This is a genomic window from Pseudophaeobacter flagellatus (assembly GCF_021228235.1).
Lineage (GTDB): Bacteria > Pseudomonadota > Alphaproteobacteria > Rhodobacterales > Rhodobacteraceae > Pseudophaeobacter > Pseudophaeobacter flagellatus.
The window spans coordinates 22469-37237 of record NZ_JAJQRG010000010.1 but is presented as its reverse complement, the minus strand read 5'-3'; the positions used below and the strand labels follow the sequence as shown (position 1 = coordinate 37237).

The 14769-nt window shown below is 60.4% G+C and carries 15 protein-coding genes; 8 read left to right on the top strand and 7 right to left on the bottom strand.

Translation table 11 applies throughout. From position 1 onward, the window contains the following. Nucleotides 1-92 precede the first annotated feature (92 nt). The 5 genes from LRK71_RS16800 to LRK71_RS16780 all read left to right on the top strand — a co-directional run bounded on the left by LRK71_RS16800 (nucleotide 93) and on the right by LRK71_RS16780 (nucleotide 4513). Nucleotides 93-398 carry a TraR/DksA family transcriptional regulator gene (locus LRK71_RS16800; protein ID WP_232405094.1) on the top strand — a complete coding sequence of 102 codons (306 nt, stop codon included), beginning with the start codon at nucleotides 93-95 and terminating at the stop codon, nucleotides 396-398. A 196-nt stretch (nucleotides 399-594) separates the two neighbouring features. After that, entirely contained in the window at nucleotides 595-1128 is a 534-nt protein-coding gene (locus tag LRK71_RS16795) for a PhnA domain-containing protein (RefSeq protein WP_232405093.1), read from the top strand. A 115-nt stretch (nucleotides 1129-1243) separates the two neighbouring features. After that, the gene (locus LRK71_RS16790; RefSeq protein ID WP_232405092.1) at nucleotides 1244-1897 is read left to right on the top strand and encodes a protein-L-isoaspartate O-methyltransferase family protein; all 654 of its coding nucleotides are present in this window, start codon (nucleotides 1244-1246) and stop codon (nucleotides 1895-1897) included. Nucleotides 1898-2010: 113 nt separating this feature from the next. Further along, nucleotides 2011-3423 (top strand): TolC family outer membrane protein, encoded by a 1413-nt coding sequence (locus tag LRK71_RS16785; RefSeq protein WP_232405091.1) that lies wholly within the window; start codon nucleotides 2011-2013, stop codon nucleotides 3421-3423. 73 nt (nucleotides 3424-3496) lie between these two features. Continuing rightward, nucleotides 3497-4513 carry a hypothetical protein gene (locus LRK71_RS16780; RefSeq protein WP_232405090.1) on the top strand — a complete coding sequence of 339 codons (1017 nt, stop codon included), beginning with the start codon at nucleotides 3497-3499 and terminating at the stop codon, nucleotides 4511-4513. A gap of 173 nt (nucleotides 4514-4686) precedes the next feature. Here LRK71_RS16780 and LRK71_RS16775 read toward each other — a convergent pair whose 3' ends face one another. Both LRK71_RS16775 and LRK71_RS16770 read right to left on the bottom strand, forming a co-directional pair. Further along, on the bottom strand, nucleotides 4687-6186 hold the full coding sequence (locus LRK71_RS16775) for a cobyric acid synthase (RefSeq protein WP_232405089.1): 1500 nt from the start codon (nucleotides 6184-6186) through the stop codon (nucleotides 4687-4689). Between the two features lie 274 nt (nucleotides 6187-6460). Further along, nucleotides 6461-6778: a DUF6280 family protein gene (locus tag LRK71_RS16770; protein WP_009811619.1), complete on the bottom strand. Its 318-nt coding sequence runs from the start codon at nucleotides 6776-6778 to the stop codon at nucleotides 6461-6463. Nucleotides 6779-6996: 218 nt separating this feature from the next. Between LRK71_RS16770 and efp the strand changes: the two genes are divergently transcribed. Next, the gene (gene efp / locus LRK71_RS16765) at nucleotides 6997-7560 is read left to right on the top strand and encodes an elongation factor P (protein WP_232405088.1); all 564 of its coding nucleotides are present in this window, start codon (nucleotides 6997-6999) and stop codon (nucleotides 7558-7560) included. 82 nt (nucleotides 7561-7642) lie between these two features. Here the strand turns inward: efp and LRK71_RS16760 are convergent, their stop codons facing one another. Together LRK71_RS16760 and ygfZ are read right to left on the bottom strand one after the other, a co-directional pair. Continuing rightward, entirely contained in the window at nucleotides 7643-8218 is a 576-nt protein-coding gene (locus tag LRK71_RS16760) for an invasion associated locus B family protein (protein ID WP_232405087.1), read from the bottom strand. Nucleotides 8219-8260: 42 nt separating this feature from the next. Continuing rightward, nucleotides 8261-8995, bottom strand: coding sequence for a CAF17-like 4Fe-4S cluster assembly/insertion protein YgfZ (ygfZ, locus tag LRK71_RS16755; RefSeq protein WP_232405086.1), 735 nt, complete (start codon nucleotides 8993-8995; stop codon nucleotides 8261-8263). Between the two features lie 138 nt (nucleotides 8996-9133). Here ygfZ and LRK71_RS16750 point away from each other — a divergent pair, with 138 nt between their 5' ends. Continuing rightward, nucleotides 9134-9826 carry a TIGR04283 family arsenosugar biosynthesis glycosyltransferase gene (locus tag LRK71_RS16750; protein ID WP_232405085.1) on the top strand — a complete coding sequence of 231 codons (693 nt, stop codon included), beginning with the start codon at nucleotides 9134-9136 and terminating at the stop codon, nucleotides 9824-9826. 71 nt (nucleotides 9827-9897) lie between these two features. Here LRK71_RS16750 and LRK71_RS16745 read toward each other — a convergent pair whose 3' ends face one another. Continuing rightward, complete coding sequence (locus LRK71_RS16745) at nucleotides 9898-11757, bottom strand: ABC transporter ATP-binding protein (RefSeq protein WP_232405084.1); 1860 nt, start codon at nucleotides 11755-11757, stop codon at nucleotides 9898-9900. Between the two features lie 293 nt (nucleotides 11758-12050). Between LRK71_RS16745 and LRK71_RS16740 the strand changes: the two genes are divergently transcribed. Continuing rightward, nucleotides 12051-13274, top strand: coding sequence for a pyridoxal-phosphate-dependent aminotransferase family protein (locus LRK71_RS16740; protein WP_232405083.1), 1224 nt, complete (start codon nucleotides 12051-12053; stop codon nucleotides 13272-13274). A 35-nt stretch (nucleotides 13275-13309) separates the two neighbouring features. Here the strand turns inward: LRK71_RS16740 and LRK71_RS16735 are convergent, their stop codons facing one another. Together LRK71_RS16735 and LRK71_RS16730 are read right to left on the bottom strand one after the other, a co-directional pair. Continuing rightward, on the bottom strand, nucleotides 13310-13534 hold the full coding sequence (locus LRK71_RS16735) for a histidinol phosphate aminotransferase (protein WP_232405082.1): 225 nt from the start codon (nucleotides 13532-13534) through the stop codon (nucleotides 13310-13312). Nucleotides 13535-13641: 107 nt separating this feature from the next. Beyond that, complete coding sequence (locus LRK71_RS16730) at nucleotides 13642-14766, bottom strand: pyridoxal phosphate-dependent aminotransferase (RefSeq protein ID WP_232405081.1); 1125 nt, start codon at nucleotides 14764-14766, stop codon at nucleotides 13642-13644. Nucleotides 14767-14769 lie beyond the last annotated feature (3 nt).

Below are 14769 nucleotides of genomic sequence, written 5' to 3'. Positions count from 1 at the left end.
TTGCTGATCTTCCCTCATTTTTCACGTCGTGGAATGCGTTTTTCTAACCTATGTTAGGATCGGCGCAGGTCACTGATTTGGGAGGGTCGGGGATGAGTTATTCAGCACAAAGAGCGATACTGGAGGCGCGCCGCCGGGCGCTGACGGAACCGGCGAGAGAGGCCGCGCAGGTCTTTTCTGGCGCGCGGCAACAGGCGGGTACGCGGCCTGCCTTTCAGCTTGATCCAGGTAAGCCGTTGGGCGATCAGGACGCGGATGAACTGCGCCAGATTGATGCCGCTCTGGCCCGCTTGCGGGAAGGTTCTTACGGGTATTGCCAGATTTGCGGTGAAGAGATTGCTGGGCAGCTGCTGGATTTGGTGCCATCGACCCGCTTTTGCAACACCTGCGCCGAATAGCGCCCGGTTGCCCACCGTCATCTTGAGCACAGGAGCGCCTGTATGGGGGACGCATGGGCCGACGTATTGTCGGCGCGCGTGGGGTTTGGCTTGGACAGTGTCGGCGGACCTGTAGGCCCGGGAGGCTTTTCTTCTATGGAAGAAGGCGCTAAGGCGAGGGCAGCCTATACCTATTTTCTTTTACCGGAGCCCCGCCATGTCCGCCGCCACACCATCTTCCCCGGTTTGTGATCTGTGTTCTGCCGCGCAAGAGACCCGTTTTTACGCTGTCCCCGGCGGCCCCGAGGATGCCGGGGTTCAGATCTGCGCCACCTGTCAGACGCAGATCGACGGCGATCTGGATGCGGCGCATTGGCGCTGTCTGGGCGCGTCCATGTGGTCGCCAGAGCCCGCAGTGCAGGTTCTCGCCGCGCGGCTCTTGGCCCGGCTGGCAGAGCATGACTGGGCTCGCGATCTGGCAGATCAGCTCTGGCTGGAGGATGAGACCCGCGCCTGGGTCGACAACCAGGTGGCGTCTGGCGGTCATGTTGACAGCAACGGCGCGCCGCTTGCGGCTGGTGACAATGTGGTGCTGATCAAGGATCTGCCCGTCAAGGGGGCAGGCTTTACCGCCAAGCGCGGCACTGCGGTGCGGGGCATCTCTCTGGTGCAGGACAATCCCGAGCACATCGAGGGTCGCGTTGAAGGCCAGAGAATTGTTATTTTGACCAAATTCGTGAAGAAGAAATAGCTCTCAGTGCAACAGGATCTGCATTTTGCCACGGCCCGAGGCTATGCGTCGTTGCTGTAGATGCCGCGATATGGCACAATATCCCGCAAACAGACTGAACAAAAGAGTTTAGCATATGACCGACTTTGCCGAACGTCGCCGCATGATGGTTGACACTCAGGTCCGTCCTTCGGATGTGACCAAATACCCGATCATCGAGGCGCTGCTGGCCGTTGCGCGCGAAGATTTTGTTCCGGATGCGCAGCGCGAAGCCGCCTATGCGGATCGCAACATGGATCTTGGGGCGGGGCGCGCATTGATCGAGGTGCGCACGCTTTCCAAAATGCTGGACGCGCTTGATATTCAGCGCAATGAATTGGTGCTCGATGTGGGCTGTGGGCTGGGGTATTCCACCGCCGTCGCCGCCCAGATGGCGCAGATGGTGATCGGCGTCGAAGAAGATGAAGAAATGTCCGGCGAGGCCCAGTCGCAGCTTGCAGAGGCGGGCGCTGATAATGCCATCGTCCATGTCGGCCCGCTGACCGAGGGGGCTGCCGAACATGGCCCCTATGATGTTATCCTGGTGCAGGGCGGCGTCGAAGTCCTGCCTGACCAATTGTTGGCGCAGCTGAAAGATGGCGGTCGCATTGCTGTCATTTTCATGACCGGAGCCCTGGGCGAGGTGAAGGTGGGATACAAACAGGGTGATCAGATTTCCTGGCGCTTTGAATTCAACGCAGGTGCGCCTGTCATGCCCGGGTTTGAACAGGCTGCGGCCTTCGCGCTTTAGGGGGGCTTTGGTTCGGGGTCGTTGAAATGATCTGCCAGGCCCGGCTGGATGTGGGGCCTGATACATAATAATCTTCCCGCGGCTGGCGGCGCGGCAAACAAATAGGGTTCCCGATGTATAAGAAGAATTCGGCGAGTTTGTTTAAGGCTTTTGTATTCGCAGGCACTGCGGCGTTTGCCTTTGCGCTGCCAAAAGTCGCCAGTGCGGATAATCTGTCAGACGCGCTGATTGGCGCTTATAAATCCAGCGGCTTGCTGGAACAAAACCGGGCTTTGCTGCGGGTGGAGGACGAAAACGTTGCTGCGGCCGTTGCCGGGCTGCGCCCTATTATCAACTGGACGATCACTGCCAAACACCGAACCAGCAATACGACGGCTTCTGTCAACGACATTACCAACAATGAACTGAGCACCGGCTTGAACCTGAGCCTGCTGTTGTTTGATGGCGGTGCGACGCGCCTGAGACAGCTGGCTGCACAGCAAACTGTTCTGGCCACCCGGCAAAGCCTGATCAACATTGAACAACAGGTGTTGTTCAACGCGGTGCAGGCCTATGTGAACGTGTTGCTGCAAAATGAAATCGTGCGGCTGCAGGGCAACAACCTGCGCTTGCTACAAGAAGAGCTGAAGGCCTCGCAGGATCGCTTTGAAGTCGGCGAAGTCACCCGTACCGATGTCGCCTTGGCGCAGAGCCGTCTGGCCTCGGCCCGAGCCAATCTGATTGAAAGCCGTGGTAATCTGCTGGAAGCCAAAGCCTCCTATGTCGAGGCGGTTGGCAACCCCATCGGATCAGCTGCCGGCGCGCCCCCTTTGCCTAAGCGGGCGGCCTCTTTGTCGTCTGCCGAGGCTATCGCTAACCGCAATCACCCCAGCCTTTTGGCGCAGCAGCATACGGTCAAGGCCGCTGATTATAGCGTTGAAGCAGCGCGCAAGGGGCTTGGCCCGAACGTCAAGTTTATTGCGGATGTCAGCACCACCGTCGGGATTTCCTCGACTGCTGACTCCGATACATCTGGTGCCAGCATTACCTTGACCCAGCCGATCTATGCCGGCGGCGCATTGGCTTCGGCCCTGCGTTCCAGCATGGCCATTGGCGATGCGGCGCGCGGCCAGTTGATCACTGTACAGCGGGCGGTGACGCAGGATGTCGCTGCGGCCTATGTCACGCTTGAGGCGGCCTCGGCCAGCCTTGTGTCCTCGAACGAAAGTGTGCGGGCGGCTCAGGTCGCTTTTGACGGGATTCGCGAAGAGGCGACGCTGGGCGCGCGTACCACGCTGGATGTGTTGCAGGCGGAACAGGATCTGCTGAATGCGCTGACCTCGCGGGTACAGTCGCGGGCCAATCAGGCCACCGCCGCCTATGCCCTGCTGCAGGCGCAGGGGCTTTTGACGGCTGAACACCTTGGCTTGGCTGTCGAAATCTACGACCCGACGCTGTACTATAACCTGGTCAAAGGCGCGCCAGCCCAGGTGAGCCAACAAAGCCGCGATCTGGATCGTGTGCTGCGGGCTCTGGGAAAAAACTAAAAGTCACCAGAAATATTGTGCGCGTGCAGCGGGGCAGCTACACTCGCGTAAAGGCTAGAGTGGTTTAAATACTATGTCCGATCCTGTAACGCAGGCTGAAATCGAAGATGTGCTTTCCTCCATCCGCCGTTTGGTGAGCGAAGATGGGCGCGTGGCGCCACCTGCGCGCGCGGCGGCAACGCCAAAGTCGCGGTTGGTTCTGACGCCTGCTTTGCGGGTGGCCGAGAGCAGGCCGGAAGAAGCCCCCGCTGCCGCAGAAAATCTGGACGCCGTTTCCCCCCTGCAAGATGAAGCCGGTATCGCGCTTGATGCCCAGCCAGAGCTTGATCCGGCTGAGGTGTTGAGTTTTCAAAACAATAGGGACGTCAAGGATAGCCCGCTGCCAAGGCAGGCGCCAGAGATTGCTGCCGCAGCGCAGGCAGATACACCCGAGGCAGAATCGCCAGAGGTCGTGGCAGCGGATGCTGAGACAGCAATCCCGGATGACACCGTCCCCTGGCAAGAGCCGGGTGCCACTCTGTTTGGTGCGGTGGATGCCTTTGCCGCCCCGCAGGAAACCCTGCATGGAGCAGATGCGCCTGCCAGCCCGGACGCTGCGACCCAACCTTTAGAGGTGCAACTGACGCCTGAGCTGGATGGCAGCGAACGGGTTTCGGCTGTGGTACAAAAGATTGCTGAACTTGAGGCAAAGGTGGCACAGGCGCAGGACCAGTGGGAGCCTGATGGTGCCTCCAAGGATCCCTATGCCGGCACCAATATCGAAACGCTGGAATGGCAGGACGACATTGGCGCGTCTACAGGGGACGCAGCCGAGACCGCGCCTGCACCGATGGCAGACGAATCGGCGGGGCAAGAGCCTCTGGATGCGGTAGATCTGGTGCAGGACGCGGTGACCAGCGAAACTCTGGACCTGCTGGAGCAGGACGCCGGGGATGATCGCTACCTGGACGAAGACAGCCTGCGCGAAATGGTGGCAGAGATTGTCCGCAGCGAGTTGCAGGGGGCCCTGGGCGAGCGGATTACCCGCAATGTGCGCAAATTGGTGCGCCGCGAAATCCAACGTGCCCTTGCGGCGCAGGATCTGATCTAGCGCTTCTGAAACATGCGGAAACAAAAAATTAGTACCTGTCGCGTGAATGAAAATGAACGCGCCAGGTACTAGGTCAACGTCTGCCGTCCACCTGCCAAAACCCGCTACATTTTGTGCAGATGGCTGACTGGTCGCAGCAATCATCTGTGCCCGCATCTGGTGCCTAGTGCGGGCTATACTGTCAGATTTGGGGCGGATACCGGTGACGGGATCTCTGTGGCCAAGGACAGCAGCTGATCCAGATCCATATGCTGCTCTAGATGATCGGCCAGCGCGTCAAGCGTGGTTTCAATGCCTTCGTCATAGGGAATCTGGCTGCTATGACCCAGTCCGGCCAGATACTGGCCGCGAAAGCGATCAGAGCTGAACAGCCCATGCAGATATGAGCCCAGCACCCGCCCATCGGGCGAGGCGGCCCCCTCCGGGCGGCCGTCAACCTGAAGCCAGGCGCGGGCGCAGTCGGCACCGGTCGTGCGTCCCATATGGATTTCGTAGCCGCTGACCGGCAGCCCGGCTTCAAACAGGCCACCGCCCAGGCTTTCGGCCTGGGTCAGGGTGACGCGCTTGCTCTCGGCCATCACCGTATGCACATCCAGCAGCCCCAGCCCGGCAACCTTTTCTGGACGCCCTTCGACCCCATGCGGATCGTCGATGGTCTTGCCGAGCATCTGATAGCCGCCACAGAGCCCCAAGACATGGCCGCCACGCCGGTGATGCGCCAGAATGTCGATATCCCAGCCCTGGGCACGCAGATAGGCCAGATCTGCGATGGTGGATTTGCTGCCCGGTATCAGCACTAGATCTGCATCCCCTGGCAGTGCCTTACCCGCAGGGACAATTTCCACCGTGACCTCTGGCTCTACCGCCAGCGGGTCGAGGTCATCAAAGTTTGCCATCCGCTCCAGCTGGGGCACCACCACCTTGCAGGCGCCGCCCTTGGTCGAGACGATATCCATCATGTCTTCGGCGGGCAGCTTCCAGGCCTCCCAGAACCAGGGCACTACCCCCAGCGAGGGCCAGTCGGTGCGTCGGGCGATGTCATCGCGCCCGGCGTCAAATAGGCTGATATCGCCGCGAAAGCGGTTCACGGCAAAGCCGACAATACGGTCGCGGTCCTGCTGGTCCAGCACCGCCTGGGTGCCGACAATCTGGGCAATGACGCCGCCGCGATGAATATCCCCCACCAGCACCACCGGCGCCTGCACTGCGCAGGCAAAGCCCATATTGGCAATGTCGCCCCGGCGTAGATTGGTCTCCGCAGGCGATCCCGCGCCCTCGATCAGCACCAGATCAACCCCCTTGGCCAGCCGGTGGTAGCTGTCCAGGGCCGCCTCCATCAGGCCAGTCTTGTCGCGCATGAAAGAGCCCGCAGCCTGACTGCCGCGCCGCTTGCCCTGAACGATCACCTGGGCGCCGGTATCCGTTTCGGGTTTCAGCAGCACCGGGTTCATATCCACATGTGGTGCCCGCCCGGCAGCCCGCGCCTGTAGCGCTTGGGCCCGGCCGATCTCTCCGCCTTCTGGGGTGACGGCGGCATTATTGGACATGTTCTGCGCCTTGAAAGGTGCCACCTTCAGGCCGCGCCGGTGAAAAGCGCGGGCAAGACCCGCCACAAGCATGGATTTGCCAACATTGCTGCCGGTGCCCTGAATCATGAGTGCGCGTGCCGCCATTGGGGTTCTCCTGCTGTGGTTTGACCTGTGATTGCCGATTGGGCGGCAGAGGAAAAGCCCTTTTTGATCAGGCTAGCGCATTGGCGGGGTGGGGGGGCTGAAATTTACGCCCCAAAGCGGCACCTGCGCGACAGCTGTTCTGGATCGGGCGCGGCTGGGGCGCAGCTGGGCACAGCAAGGGGCAGTGCACAAAGAAAAACGCGCCCCCCAGGACGCGTCTTTCTGTAGATCTGTCGTCAGTCTTGGCCCTTCTGGGCCATGGGTAAACTTAGCTTCAGGCGGCTTCTGCCTGGGCTGCATTGCGCCGTTCGCTTTCTTCGCGCGACAGGGCAACGGAGGTCCGAACCCCACGTCCGACAAAATCCATCAATCCGCCGACAACCCGTTCGTTGGGGTCAATGCCAGCACAGCTGAGGACTTCGCGCCCATCGCGTGAGCGTGCCCAGCGGGCAATTTGTTCCGGGCCGTTGCCATATTTTTTATCATCGGCTATGGCGTCATCCAGCGCGGCCAAAACGACAGCGGCAAAGAGCTTGCGTGCTCGGTTGCCCTGTTCATTGTTGTACGCGGTGCCGTCAACGAAATCTCGCATCCCGTTTCCTTTGTTGTTCTTGCTATTGCAATTCGCGGCGTGACGTTCCTTATGACGGAACTATGACGATTCGGATAGCCTGTGTATGCATAGCTTTCATGCAAAATTTGCATAGCTTTAGCGCCCTACCTACGAGATATCGTTGTCTTGCCAGCGGTGATTACGCCAGATATAGGGTCTCTTAAGATATCATCAACCTTCCCAGATGGATTTTTCAGATGCCCAAGATCAATGGTAACGAGATCCGCCCCGGCAATGTTCTGGAGCACAACGGCGGTCTGTGGGCCGCAGTCAAGGTCGATCACGTGAAGCCTGGCAAAGGAGGCGCCTTTGCCCAAGTAGAGCTACGCAACCTGCGCAATGGCTCTAAGTTGAACGAACGTTTCCGCAGTGCTGACAAGGTCGAGCGTGTGCGGTTGGAGCAGAAAGACCAGCAGTTTCTCTATGAGAGTGATGGCATGCTGGTCTTTATGGATACCGAAACATACGAACAGATCGAACTCTCGGCCGAGCTGCTGGGCGATCGCCGCCCCTTTTTGCAGGATGGCATGACCATCGTGATGGAATTCTACGAAGAGGAAGCCCTGAACGCGACCCTGCCGCAGAAAGTGACCTGCAAGATTGTCGAGACAGAGCCGGTGGTAAAGGGGCAGACGGCTGCCAATTCCTTTAAGCCTGCCATCCTGGACAATGGCGTCAAGGTCATGGTGCCGCCCTTCGTCGGCCAGGACGAAATGATTGTGGTCAATACCGAAACCATGGAATACGCGGAACGCGCCTGATTTCGGCGGCGCTGCCAGTTTAGGTTTCTTCTAATCCCCCGCTGCCAGATTCTGGCGGCGGGTTTTTTTTATTTATGCGGTATCAGTTCATCTGGTCGACGAGTTCGATGCTAAAGCCGCATTCATCCATCATCTTGCCATAGGCCGCCGTAAAGCCCGCCAGCGAGACCTGCAGCACCGGTTCACCGGCACCATAGGGCTGCACCGTGCGGATATCGATGTTTTGCCCCGCCTTCATCCAGCGCAGCATGTTGAGCCTATCCTGCCAACGTGGCGATACCCGCGCCTGGGCAAAGCCATCGGCATCATAGTAGCCATCTGCAATGCCATAAAAAGCGGCCTGTTTATCAAAGACAAACCCCAGGGCCTGACCGTTTTGCACCTGGGTACCATGGCCGCGCGGGGCGCTTTCTTCCAGGGTTGGGGCGGGGTAGTTCGTGGGCGGGCCTGCATCCACGTCATGCACCGTAATGCTAAGCACGGGCAGCCCATCGCCGCCAGTGGAGGCCCGGCAGGTGCGGCTGACGTGCTCGGTGGTTTCCTGCACTGTGAGCGAGACGCGCCAGGCGCCAAATTCCCAATATTGGTCCTGTGCCTGGGCAGGCAGCGCCGTCAGAGCAGGGAATACCGCAAAGGCAATGGGAAGAAAGTGTCGCATATAGTCTCCGAAAAATTGATTTTTGGTATAAGAACGCGCGCGTCAGGGCGTCCAGTGGAGCTGGGCTGTCTCGGCTTGCATATCGCCCTTGGCGCGGTCAAAGCGTAGATAGGCGATGGCCTGGCTATGCGCTTGGCTATACAGAGTGCCGACGGGTTTGCCAGCGGCAGTGATAGTGCTGCCTATGGGCGCGGCACCGGTGATATCTACCCGGCGCAGCCCTTTTCGCAGCTCGGTTTTGTGCTTCATGCGGGCGGTGATTTCTTGGCCGACATAACAGCCCTTGCGAAAATCAACGCCGTTCAGCGCCTCAAAACCGGCTTCCAGGATGTAGCTGTCCGGCCCCAGCTCGATACCGCTTTGCGGGATGCAATGGGCCACATGCAGCCCGGTCCAGTCGCTATCGTCCTCGCCGGTTTCAGCGCCAATCAGCCGCCAGCCAAGCGCCGCATGGCGCGGATCGGCCAGCGCGCCCTCGGGGGCGGCACCAGTGCCGCGTGTGACGCCCAGATTGGTGGGAGAAATTTCGACCTTGGCCCGCAGCCGGTACATGGTCAGCCGCTTCATCAGCGCCTCGGCCTGTTCGGCGTCGACATCCAGCAGGACGGCGTCGCCGTCGGCGGCAAGAAAGAAATCCGCAAGGTATTTACCCTGGGGTGTCAGCAGTGCGGCATAGGTCAGCCCCTGATCAATCTTGTTGATATCATTGGTGATCAGCCCCTGCAGAAAGTCGCGGGTATCGGGTCCCGACAGGCGAAGGATCTTGCGCGCGTGCATGGCGTGGTCTCCTGATGCGGCCACCCATTTGGGTGGCGCGGTGATACGATCATGGGATGGCTGGCCTGCCAACTGGGGCGTGGCCAAGTCCGGGACCAGTGATATAGAAATAAGACCTGAATTGAATAGGAAAATCCCATGTCGGCGCCAATTACTGTTGTGATACCAACCTTGAATGCGGCGCAGGCCCTGCCGGGGTGCCTGGGCGCGCTGATGGAAGGGCTGGGCGAGGGGCTGATCCGCGAGCTGGTGATCAGCGATGGCGGGTCTGACGATGCCACAGCGCAGCTGGCCGATGAGGCCGGGGCGCGGCTGGTGTCGGGGGCTGCCTCGCGCGGGGGTCAGCTACGGCGTGGCTGTGCGCAGGCCCGCGGTGATTGGCTCTTGGTGCTGCATGCCGATACTGAACTGGCCCCCGGTTGGGCCGCAGTTGTGGCGCAGCACTTGCAGGTCGGGGAACAGGCACCCGCTTATTTCCAGCTGCGGTTTCGCGCTAGGGGTTTTTGGCCGGTTGTGGTGGCGGGCTGGGCCAATCTGCGGGCGCGGCTGTTTGCCTTGCCCTATGGCGACCAAGGGCTGCTGATCCCGCGCGAAGGCTATCTTACGGCAGGTGAATACCCGGATCAGCCGCTGATGGAGGATGTCGCGCTGGCGCGCCGCGTAAGGGCGCATCTGGGGAGGTTCAAACCCTTGCCTGTGTTGGCGCACACCAGTGCTGCGCGTTATCAGGAAGAGGGCTGGCTGAGGCGCGGTGCGGCTAATCTGTGGACCCTGTTGCGCTACGCTCTGGGGGCCGATCCCGCTACCCTGGCGCGGGGCTATCAGAAATAGCCCGCGCCAGGAGATCGTTGCCGTGCACTCGGTTTGATCCGGTTCGGTGTGTTAGCGACAGCCGGGATGGGCTAGCCCAGCAGGCGGCCCACAACCCGACGAAGCCAGCCGGATTGTTCGTCGGAATCCTGGGGTTTGGTCTCTGACAGTTGTGCTGCCATGCCCTGGCGGTCCAGCAGGGTCTTGCCGTCCTGAAATTGCAAGCGGTAGAGATCGGCGTAGATGCCACCGCGCTCCAGCAGCTCTTCGTGGGTGCCTTGGTCGACAACCTGGCCGCGGTCCATCACGATGATCTTATCGGCGTTGCGTACGGTCGACAGGCGATGTGCGATCACCAGCGTGGTGCGTCCACCGGCCAGACGATCCAGCGCCTGCTGTACCACCTTTTCAGACTGCGCATCCAAGGCCGAGGTTGCCTCGTCCAGCAACAGCACCGGTGTATTGCGCAGCAGGGCGCGGGCAATAACCACCCGCTGACGCTGACCACCCGAGAGCGCAGAGCCGCGTGGCCCCACCAGGGTTTGGAGCCCGTTTGGCAGTTTTCCCAGGAAATCAGAGACATGCGAATCCTTGAGCGCCTTTTGCAGCTCCTCTTCGCTGACGTCTTCGCGCCCCAGTATGATATTTTCGAGCAGGGTTTCGTCGAACAGCAGCCCCTCTTGGGTAACAACTGAAAACAGCCCGCGCAGATCGTCGGTCGACAGGTCGGCGACGCTCGTCCCGCCAACCTGGACAGCGCCGGACTGCGGATCAACCATGCGGGTCAGCAGGTTGAAAATGGTGGATTTACCGGCCCCCGAGGCACCAACCAGCGCGGTGGTCTTCCCAGCCTCTGCCTCGAGGTTGAGGCTATGCAGGATCTCGGCCTCACCATAGTTGAGATCTACGTTTTTCAGGCTAATGGAAGGCAGCCCTTTGGGTGGGGCGACTGGATTTTTAGGCGAGGTCAACAGGATAGGCGCATCCATCAGCGCCTTGATGCGCTCTAGTGCGGCGGCGGCGGCTTGCCAGATACCGGCAATATTCGCCAATCGGCGCATGGGCTCAAAGGACAGGCCGATCGAGGTGAAGAAGCTCATGAATTGGCCGACAGTTTTGTCGCCCGCAATAATTTCGGACCCGCCATAGAGCAGAACTGACATGAAACCGACCCCGGCCATGATATCGGTCATGCCGGAAATGGCCGAGGTACCAAAGGCAGATTTCACCTCGGCATTCACAAAGCTTTCTGTGCTCTTGGTGAACCGGCCAACCTGATAGTCTTCCAGCTTGTTCAGCTTGATCGGCACGATACCGTGAAAGATTTCATCCAGGCGGGTGGCCAGGCTGGCGCCGAGATCGCGCGCCTCAGAGGCCTGGCGGCGGACAAATTTCTGCAACAGGGAAATCGGCAGCAGCATCAGCGGCACCCCGATGAGCAGGATTGCGGTCCAACGCCAGTCGATGCTGATGGCGACGCTTAGCACCGCGATCAGTGCAACAGTGTCGCGCCCGGCACCGGTGATCATCGCCTGCCAGACGGCATTGATGGCACCAACGTCGCTTTGCACCCGTTGCAGCAGCAGGCCGGGGGCATGGACTTGGTGAAATGACGGGTCCTGCCGGATCAGCCGGGCCAGCATATCCTTGCGCAGATGCGCCGCCGAGGTCTGTGAGACTTTGCTCAGCAGCACCTTTTGGGTGACGCTAGAGATGCCACGCAGGGTGAAAATGGCAAGAAAGGCAAGGCTGACCCAATACAGGGCATTGGTGTTGCCGGCGACAAAGATCAGGTCGAACATCGGCTGCATCATGTAGCCGAGTGCGCCCATGGTGGCACCTTCAAGCAGCATAAAGACCACGGCGATCGACAGGAGCCCCATGTAGTGCCGTAGATAGCCACGCCAAAGCCAGCTAAGCAGCTCGCGCGAGGAAGTGTATTCAGTTTTCATGAGGGGCAGACCTGATTGCGATAACGGCGGAATTGAACTGTCATTTGGCGCTTTCTAGTTACTTGCTGGCGCCATTTAAGCAGCTCATGGCTCAGGTGCAAGCGTTCTACCTTGCTGCGGTCGGGCACTGATCGTTGCGGGATGGGGCAAAGGGGCAATGTCGTAGTAGGCGCAAAGACCCTGCGCCGGACTTTTCGGCAATTGACCTCAGCCGGGCGCAGGCTAGGGTTGCGCCAGCAACAATCTGGCTGGGGCCGCGTCGTGGCATCCCCGGCCCCTGCGAGGGAGTGCAGATGAGCACCACAACAAATCTATCAGCCGGTCGGCCCTATCTGGCCATTCCTGGTCCCTCTGTCATCCCGGATGCGGTACTGCAGGCGATGCATCGGCCCTCGCCCAATATCTATGCCGGAGAATTGCTGAGCCTGACCGATAGTCTGATCCCCGATCTGAAGGCGTTGGCACGGACAGAGCATTTTGTCGCGATCTACATTGCCAACGGCCATGGTGCCTGGGAAGCGGCGCTGACCAATACCCTGCAACCGGGTGACAAGGTTCTGGTGCCGGCCTCCGGTCGGTTCGCTATTGGCTGGTCGGAAATGGCCGAGGCCCTGGGGATCGAAATCGAGATCCTGGATTTTGGCACCGCCGCCCCCTGGGATCTTGAACAGGTGGCAGAGCGTCTGCGCGCCGATCCGGGTCATCAGATCAAGGCAGTTTTGGGTGTTCACGTTGATACGTCTAGTTCGATCCGCAATGACGTAGCTGCCCTGCGCGCGGTAATGGACGCGGCGCAGCATCCGGCGCTATTGATGGTTGATTGCATTGCTTCGTTGGGCTGTGATCGGTTCGAAATGGATGCCTGGGGCGTCGATGTCATGGTGTCGGCCTGCCAAAAGGGGGTGATGACGCCAGCTGGGATGAGCTTTGTCTTCTTCAATGACAAGGCGGCAGCAGCGCGGGCAAAGCTGCCGCGTGTCAGCCGGTATTGGGACTGGACGCCGCGCGCCAACCCGGCTGAATTCTATCAGTATTTTGGCGGCACCGCGCCGACGCACCATCTTTATGGTTTGCGCGCGGCACTGGATCTTGTTCAGCAGGAAGGCCTGGAACGGGTCTGGGCCCGCCATGCCCGTCTGGCCGAAGCCATCTGGGCCGCCTGCGAATGCTGGGGGGCGATCGACGACCCTATGCAGGGGCTGCGGCTGAATGTGGCTGACCGGGGGCTGCGCTCGCATGCGGTGACGGCGCTGCATCTGCCCGCGCCCAGTGCCAGCAGCCTGCGGCAGTGGTTGGAACAGAACCTTGGCCTGACGCTTGGCATCGGGCTGGGGCTGGCACCTGCGGGCAGCGCCGAGTGGCACGGCCATTTCCGTCTGGGCCACATGGGGCATGTGAATGGTCACATGATCATGGGGCTTTTGGGCGGCATCGAAACCGGGCTCAAGGCGCTGGACATTCCGCATGGGCAGGGCGCACTTGCCGCCGCCGCTGCGGTCCTGGCACGACCTGTTTGATCCGCGCCCCTTGCAGGGACAGGCCTTGTGAGGGGCTAGGACTGTTCCTGCGCGATGCGATCTTCCAGCCGGTTGATCATGTGGTTCAGCAGCAGGGCGAAGAACAGCACCGGCACCATGCCAAACAGCATCCAGACGGCAAAGAAGAGCCAGATCAGATTGAGGCCAATAAACGACAGCGCGTTGGCAAACAGATCAAGCGAGGCCTCCGGCTGCTGCCGCACCCCATGCGGGGGATTGTTGCCTTTGTCAGAGCGCATGCGGGATCCTCCTTGGTCATCTCTGCCAGGGAGGGTAGCGCGTAGAGAATGAAAGCCAGGTAAAAACACCACAGCGCATCGGCACCACATGTGTTTTATTGCGATCCTTAGGTTGATGCAGCCACCTGCGCCTGCGCCGTGGCCAGGGCAATGGGCAGCGCTGCTGCAAAAAGAGCGAGCTCCTCTTCGGGGCCGCAGCTGACACGGATACAGCGGTCTTGTGGCGCAGCAAATGGCATCCGCACAAAGACATCCTGGGCAAGCAGCGCGTCAAGCACGGCCTTGGCAAAGACACCGTCGCCGCCGCAGTCAACGGCGACAAAATTGGTTGCCGAGGGCAGGGCGGTCAGCCCGTTTTCTGATGCGATATCAGTAATGTGACTGCGTGCTGCGGCGATTTCCTGTTGCACATGCGATAGCCAGTCCTGATCCAGAAGAGCCGCCAGAGCACCGGCCTGGGCTGTGCGGTTCATGCCAAAATGATTGCGCACCTTATTGAAGGCCAGGATCAGATCCGCCTGCGCAAGGGCATAGCCAACCCGCGCGCCGGCCATGCCATAGGCCTTGGAGAAGGTGCGCATGCGGATGACACGGGGGTCAGTGATGTCCACCGGCGCGGCGGTGCCTTCGGGGGCGCATTCGACATAGGCCTCGTCCAGCAGCAGCAGGCAGCCCTCGGGCAGGTCTTTCAGCGCGGCAACGATGTCGGCGCCGCTGTGATGGCTGCCCATCGGGTTGTCGGGATTGGCAAGATACACCAGCTTTGCCGCCACTTCCGCAGCTTTGGAAAACAGCGCCTGCAGATCCTCGTGATCGTTCTTGTAGGGCACCATATGCAGCGTGCCGCCAAACCCAGCCACATGGTAATTGAAGGTTGGATAGGCCCCTTGTGATGTCACCACCGTGTCGCCAGGGCCAATCAGCAGCCGCACCAGATAGCCCAGCAAGCCGTCAATGCCTTCTCCGACCAGGATGTTTTGCGCCGGGATGCCATGATGCGCCGCCAGGGCCTGGACCAGATCATGGCTTTGCGCATCGCCATATTTCCAGATCTCTTCTGCGGCGCGCTGCATGGCCTCAATCGCCAGCGGCGAGGGGCCAAAGATGTTTTCATTGGCTCCCAAACGGGCGGCAAAGGGCTTGCCACGTGCGCGCTCTTGGGTTTCGGGACCAACAAAAGGCACGGTCGAGGGCAGGGACAGGGCAAGCGGGGTGTAGCGTGGCGTTTTCATGCC

Coding starts and splice junctions, on each gene's coding strand:
- efp (WP_232405088.1), top strand. CDS start 6,997: ATGCCCAAGATCAATGGTAACGAGATCCGCCCCGGCAATGTTCTGGAG.
- LRK71_RS16795 (WP_232405093.1), top strand. CDS start 595: ATGTCCGCCGCCACACCATCTTCCCCGGTTTGTGATCTGTGTTCTGCC.
- LRK71_RS16740 (WP_232405083.1), top strand. CDS start 12,051: ATGAGCACCACAACAAATCTATCAGCCGGTCGGCCCTATCTGGCCATT.
- LRK71_RS16730 (WP_232405081.1), bottom strand. CDS start 14,766: ATGAAAACGCCACGCTACACCCCGCTTGCCCTGTCCCTGCCCTCGACC.
- LRK71_RS16800 (WP_232405094.1), top strand. CDS start 93: ATGAGTTATTCAGCACAAAGAGCGATACTGGAGGCGCGCCGCCGGGCG.
- LRK71_RS16770 (WP_009811619.1), bottom strand. CDS start 6,778: ATGCGAGATTTCGTTGACGGCACCGCGTACAACAATGAACAGGGCAAC.
- LRK71_RS16780 (WP_232405090.1), top strand. CDS start 3,497: ATGTCCGATCCTGTAACGCAGGCTGAAATCGAAGATGTGCTTTCCTCC.
- LRK71_RS16790 (WP_232405092.1), top strand. CDS start 1,244: ATGACCGACTTTGCCGAACGTCGCCGCATGATGGTTGACACTCAGGTC.
- LRK71_RS16775 (WP_232405089.1), bottom strand. CDS start 6,186: ATGGCGGCACGCGCACTCATGATTCAGGGCACCGGCAGCAATGTTGGC.
- LRK71_RS16760 (WP_232405087.1), bottom strand. CDS start 8,218: ATGCGACACTTTCTTCCCATTGCCTTTGCGGTATTCCCTGCTCTGACG.
- LRK71_RS16785 (WP_232405091.1), top strand. CDS start 2,011: ATGTATAAGAAGAATTCGGCGAGTTTGTTTAAGGCTTTTGTATTCGCA.
- LRK71_RS16745 (WP_232405084.1), bottom strand. CDS start 11,757: ATGAAAACTGAATACACTTCCTCGCGCGAGCTGCTTAGCTGGCTTTGG.
- LRK71_RS16750 (WP_232405085.1), top strand. CDS start 9,134: ATGTCGGCGCCAATTACTGTTGTGATACCAACCTTGAATGCGGCGCAG.
- LRK71_RS16735 (WP_232405082.1), bottom strand. CDS start 13,534: ATGCGCTCTGACAAAGGCAACAATCCCCCGCATGGGGTGCGGCAGCAG.
- ygfZ (WP_232405086.1), bottom strand. CDS start 8,995: ATGCACGCGCGCAAGATCCTTCGCCTGTCGGGACCCGATACCCGCGAC.